This window comes from Cupriavidus sp. WS (genome assembly GCF_000395345.1).
In the GTDB taxonomy this organism is placed as follows: Bacteria; Pseudomonadota; Gammaproteobacteria; order Burkholderiales; family Burkholderiaceae; genus Cupriavidus; species Cupriavidus basilensis_B.
Map to the genome: position 1 here is coordinate 1 of NZ_AQPL01000372.1, position 4,238 is coordinate 4,238.

Annotated in this window: 5 protein-coding genes and 1 pseudogene; 2 read left to right on the forward strand and 4 right to left on the reverse strand. The window is 71.8% G+C overall.

Annotation, left to right across the window (positions count from 1 at the left end):
* The first annotated feature begins 237 nt into the window (after positions 1 to 237).
* Positions 238 to 480, forward strand: a complete 243-nt coding sequence (locus K206_RS0127080; protein WP_020205509.1) for a hypothetical protein — start codon at positions 238 to 240, stop codon at positions 478 to 480.
* Positions 481 to 508: 28 nt separating this feature from the next.
* On the opposite strand, the gene K206_RS0127085 is transcribed toward K206_RS0127080, so the two are convergent.
* From K206_RS0127085 to K206_RS0127095, 3 genes are all read right to left on the reverse strand, one after another.
* Positions 509 to 1,153 (reverse strand): LysE family translocator, encoded by a 645-nt coding sequence (locus K206_RS0127085; RefSeq protein WP_020205510.1) that lies wholly within the window; start codon positions 1,151 to 1,153, stop codon positions 509 to 511.
* A 97-nt stretch (positions 1,154 to 1,250) separates the two neighbouring features.
* Positions 1,251 to 2,090: an alpha/beta hydrolase gene (locus tag K206_RS0127090; RefSeq protein ID WP_020205511.1), complete on the reverse strand. Its 840-nt coding sequence runs from the start codon at positions 2,088 to 2,090 to the stop codon at positions 1,251 to 1,253.
* A 103-nt stretch (positions 2,091 to 2,193) separates the two neighbouring features.
* Positions 2,194 to 2,853: a metalloregulator ArsR/SmtB family transcription factor gene (locus tag K206_RS0127095; RefSeq protein WP_029044147.1), complete on the reverse strand. Its 660-nt coding sequence runs from the start codon at positions 2,851 to 2,853 to the stop codon at positions 2,194 to 2,196.
* Positions 2,854 to 2,992: 139 nt separating this feature from the next.
* On the opposite strand from K206_RS0127095, the gene K206_RS0127100 reads away from it, so the two are divergent.
* The gene (locus K206_RS0127100; RefSeq protein ID WP_020205513.1) at positions 2,993 to 3,445 is read left to right on the forward strand and encodes a RidA family protein; all 453 of its coding nucleotides are present in this window, start codon (positions 2,993 to 2,995) and stop codon (positions 3,443 to 3,445) included.
* Positions 3,446 to 3,456: 11 nt separating this feature from the next.
* Here K206_RS0127100 and K206_RS39415 read toward each other — a convergent pair.
* Positions 3,457 to 4,224 (reverse strand): annotated as a pseudogene (locus tag K206_RS39415) (LysR substrate-binding domain-containing protein); the annotation flags it as partial.
* Positions 4,225 to 4,238 lie beyond the last annotated feature (14 nt).

Here is a 4,238-nt window from a genome sequence, read left to right on the forward strand (position 1 = left end):
TGACCACGCTCAGCGGGCACTCCATCTTCTGAGCATCTGCGTGCCGGCAGGGCGCCGGCACGGTGTCGCCGGCGCAACAGCCGGCCCGACGCGGGCGGCGTTCGCGGCCAGCTTTGATAGGATAGTGACTAGGTTCCGGCACCCGCGCGCGCGGGCGCGGGTGACGCGCAAGCGCCATCGTTCGCCATCGTTCGCCAGCGGCGGCACCGGGACCGCCCCATAAGAACGGAGACAGTCATGCCCTATGAGATTGCCTGGAAGAAGCGTGTGTTCGAAACGCACGAGGTGCAGGTGCTGGTGCGCGCCAAGACGCCCAGCGCGTGGGACTACACGGTGCGCGTGTGCCGGCCCGGCACCAATATCCGGGCCGCGAGCACCCTGGTGGAGTCCGCCAAGCCCTCGGAGCAGTACTCGACGCCCGAGGCGGCCGAGGCCGCGGGCTTCGTGCATGGCAAGGAGATGGCGGCGCGCCTGCCGTAGCCGCCGGCGCGTCCTGGCCGGCGGCGGTTCAGGCCTGCGCGCGCCGGTACACCGCCAGCACGCCGGCCAGGCCGATCAGCGTCGCGCCGGAGACGCGGTTGAGCCAGCGCATGCCGCTGTCGCGGAACGCGTGCATCACGCGCGCGCCGAGGACGGCGTAGACCAGCATGGCCAGCAGGTTCAGCAGCGCCAGGATGGCCATGATGAGCGCGTATTGCGGCAGCAGCGGCGCGCCGGTGTCGATGAACTGCGGCAGAAAGGCGGACATGAACAGCAGCGCCTTCGGGTTGGTCGCGGCCACCAGGAAGCAGCGCATGAACAGCTCGCGCGCGGGCGCGCTTTCCCGGGGGTGGCCGGCTTGCCGCGCGGCCCCGGCGGGCAGGTGGCCGACCCTGGCGCGCAGCAGCTTCCAGCCCACGTAGGCCAGGTACGCGGCGCCGATCCACTTGAGCGCGCGGAAGGCGACCTCCGACGCGGCGATCACCGCGCCCAGCCCGGCCGCGGCGGTGGCGATCAGCAGCATGTCGGCGCACACCGCGCCGGCCATGCCCCAGCAGGCCGCGCGCACGCCGAAGCGCGAGCCGTTGCTGAGCGCCAGCAGCACGGTCGGGCCGGGCGTGGCGATGGTGACGGCCGAGGCCAGCACGAACAGCAGCAGCGTGGAATGGGTCATGGCGGGTTCCTGATGAGATGCGGGGCGGAAGGCATGCCCGCCATTCTAGCGTCCGCGCGCGCGGTGGCCACTTTGGCTGTCATGGCCGCTTGCGCGGCTACTTCTGCGCCATCCAGCGCGCCGTGGCCTGCACCACCTGCGGCTCGATGCCGTTGAAGCCGTGGTAGGCCAGCGCCTCGCACGGATCGCCCTCGTTGCTGCCGCCGTCGAAGCGGATCAGGCCGGCCCTGGGCGCCTTCGCCAGCTTGTCCATCAGGCCCTGCACCTCGCCGAACGGGCACAGCTTGCAGCCGTCCTGCACGTGGTGCACCACCAGCACCGGCACCTTGAGCTTGTCGAAGTCCATCGCGGGCACGGCGCGGCCGCGCTCCTCGCGCAGGATGGTGGAGGTCAGCACGATGCCGTCGGGGCCGCCGCCGTCGGCCAGCCGGATGGCGATGGCGGCCACCGACTGGGTGCCGCGGCTGGTGCCGACCAGCCACACGGGCACCTTGGCGCGGCTGCGCATCCAGGCGATCACGGCCTGGGCGTCCTGCGCGTGCTCGGCGGTCTGGCGGAAGCCGTTGAGGAAGGGCGGCGCGAGGCGGTCGCTGGGCGCGTCGACCACCGCCACGGCCAGGCCGTTGTCGACGAACAGTTGCCGCGCGCGCACCAGGAAGTTGTTGGCGCCCCAGCCGAAGCTGCCGCCGGGCGCGATGCGCAGCCCGCCGTGGCCGCCCGCGTAGAGGATCACGGCGGCGGTCGGCTGCGCCGGCGCGAGGTAGATGAAGCGCTGCGTGACGCCGGGCCGGGTCGGGAGGTCGATCACTTCCGGCGCGCCTTGCGCGCGCGCAGGCGCGGCCAGCCACGCCTGGGCAAGCAGCACGGCGAGCAGCAGGGCCATCATCCATGCCGCGCCGGGCAGGCGGGCGAATCCGGAAGCGGGGCGGTTCGGCATGGTTGTCTCCATTGGTGGCGGGCGCCGGTTTCTTGTCGGGGTGCCGGGCGGCCGGCCCAAGATAGCATTGCCGCGCCCGCCCATCAAACGCGGCCCGCCCGCGTCAGGCCGCCGCGCGGATCCGGTACACGCAGCGACGCGCGTTGCTCAGCAGATGCGCCTCGCGGTCGACGGTGGCGCTGGCGCCGGCGACCTCGCGGAAGATCTCCAGCTCGGCGCGGCAAAAGCCCTGGCAGGCCTGCGCCGCCGCGCAGATCGGGCAATGGTCTTCGATCAGCAGCCAGTCTTCGCCGTCGCGCTCGAGCCGCGCCATGTAGCCTTCGGCGCTGCGCAGCCCGGCCAGTGTCTCCAGCCGCCGGCCGATCTCCGCCTGCCCCGCCACCGCGGCGAGGTATTGCGCGCGGGTGTCGGCTTCGCGCCTGGCGATCAGTTGTTCCATGCCGGCTTCGCCGAACAGTTGCCGCACCGAGCCGATCAATTGGATGGTCAGTTGCGCGTGGGTGTCGGGAAAGCGGCCGTGGCCGCTGGCGGTGAGCACCCAGTCCTGGCGGGGCCGCCCGGCGCCGGCCGGGGTTTGCTGGCGGCCTTCGATCAGTCCCGCCGCCAGCAGCTTGTGCACCTGCTGGCGCGCGGCCTCGGCGGTGCCGCCGAGGGCCTGGGCGATCTGCGTGGTGGAAGCCGGGCCGCGCGTCTTGAGCAGGAACAGGATGCGATCACCCGGAGACCCGGCAGGGTTATCCAAGTTTTCTATTGCGTAATGCATGGTGGCGCCCTAATATCCAAAAACTTTCTTGGATATTAGGGCAGCCCGCGCGCGTTGTCGAGCGCGGCGCTTTGCTTCCGCCCTGTCCGGCATCCGCCGCATCCGCCGCATTCGTCAAGAGTCAAAAGGAGACCGCCCCATGCACGCCCCCGGCATCCGGCCCGCGCCGCGCCAGCTCACCATGCTCAACCCGCCCGGCCTGTACGATCCCCGCGCCAACGGCTATTCCCACGTGGCGATGATCCCGCCCGGCGCCGCCCTGGTCTGCGTGGCCGGGCAGGGCGGCGAACGCGCCGACGGCAGCCTGCCCGCCGGTTTCGCGGCCCAGGTGCGGCAGGCGCTGGACAACCTGTGCGTGGCGCTGGCGGCGGCGGGCTCGCAGCCGCGGCAGGTGGCCAGGCTCACGGTACTGGTGGTGGATCACAGCGAAGCGCGCCTGGCGGTGCTGTCCGGCGAGCTGCGCCGGATCTGGGGCGACGCGCCCGCGCCGGCCTGCACGCTGATCCCGGTGCCGCGGCTGGCGCTGGACGGCATGCTGTTCGAGATCGAGGCGCTGGCGGTGGCGGATGCCCCGGCGGCCCGCCCGGCGTGATGCGGCCGCGCCTACGCCGCCAGCTTGGGCGGCTGCGCGGGGCGGCCGTCCTTGCTGTCGCCGAAATGCGGGTGGCGGGCGAACAGGTCGGCGGCCCAGTTGACGAACACGCGGACCTTGGCGGACAGGTGGCGGTTCTGCGGATACATCGCGGACACCGGCAGCGAGTCGGTGGGCCAGTCGGTCAGCACCTCGACCAGCCGGCCGCTTTCCACGTAGGGCTGCGCCATCATGCGCGAGATGCGCGCCAGGCCGTGGCCTTCGAGCGCGCAGGCCAGGTAGGCGTCGGCGTCGTTGGTGGAGATGGCCGAAGGCAGCAGCAGTTCGGTGCGCTTGTCGCCCTGGCCCATCGGCCACGGCATTTCGCGGCCGGTGCGGTTGGACAGGTAGTTGACCGCCCTGTGCTGCGCGAGGTCGCTCGGCTGCGTGGGCGTGCCCTGGCGGTTGAGGTAGAGCGGCGAGCCATAGAAGCCCAGGCGCAGCTGCCCGATGCGGCGCGCCACCATCGTCTCGTCCACCGGGTCGCCCACGCGCAGCACCACGTCCACGCCTTCCTTGAGCAGGTCGATGGGCTTGCCGTTGATGGTCAGCTCCATCTTCAGCTCGGGATAGGCGGCGAAGAACTCGTGCAGCCCGGGGATCAGCACCATCTGCGCCAGCCCGGCGGAGGTATCCACCGCCAGCGTGCCGCGCGGCGTGTTGTTCTGGTGGGTCAGCGACTGCTCGGCTTCCTCCACGTCGGCCAGGATGCGCACGCAGCGCTCGTAATAGGGGTCGCCTCAGAAAACGGAAA

Coding starts and splice junctions, on each gene's coding strand:
- K206_RS0127080 (WP_020205509.1), top strand. CDS start 238: ATGCCCTATGAGATTGCCTGGAAGAAGCGTGTGTTCGAAACGCACGAG.
- K206_RS0127085 (WP_020205510.1), bottom strand. CDS start 1,153: ATGACCCATTCCACGCTGCTGCTGTTCGTGCTGGCCTCGGCCGTCACC.
- K206_RS0127090 (WP_020205511.1), bottom strand. CDS start 2,090: ATGCCGAACCGCCCCGCTTCCGGATTCGCCCGCCTGCCCGGCGCGGCA.
- K206_RS0127095 (WP_029044147.1), bottom strand. CDS start 2,853: ATGCATTACGCAATAGAAAACTTGGATAACCCTGCCGGGTCTCCGGGT.
- K206_RS0127100 (WP_020205513.1), top strand. CDS start 2,993: ATGCACGCCCCCGGCATCCGGCCCGCGCCGCGCCAGCTCACCATGCTC.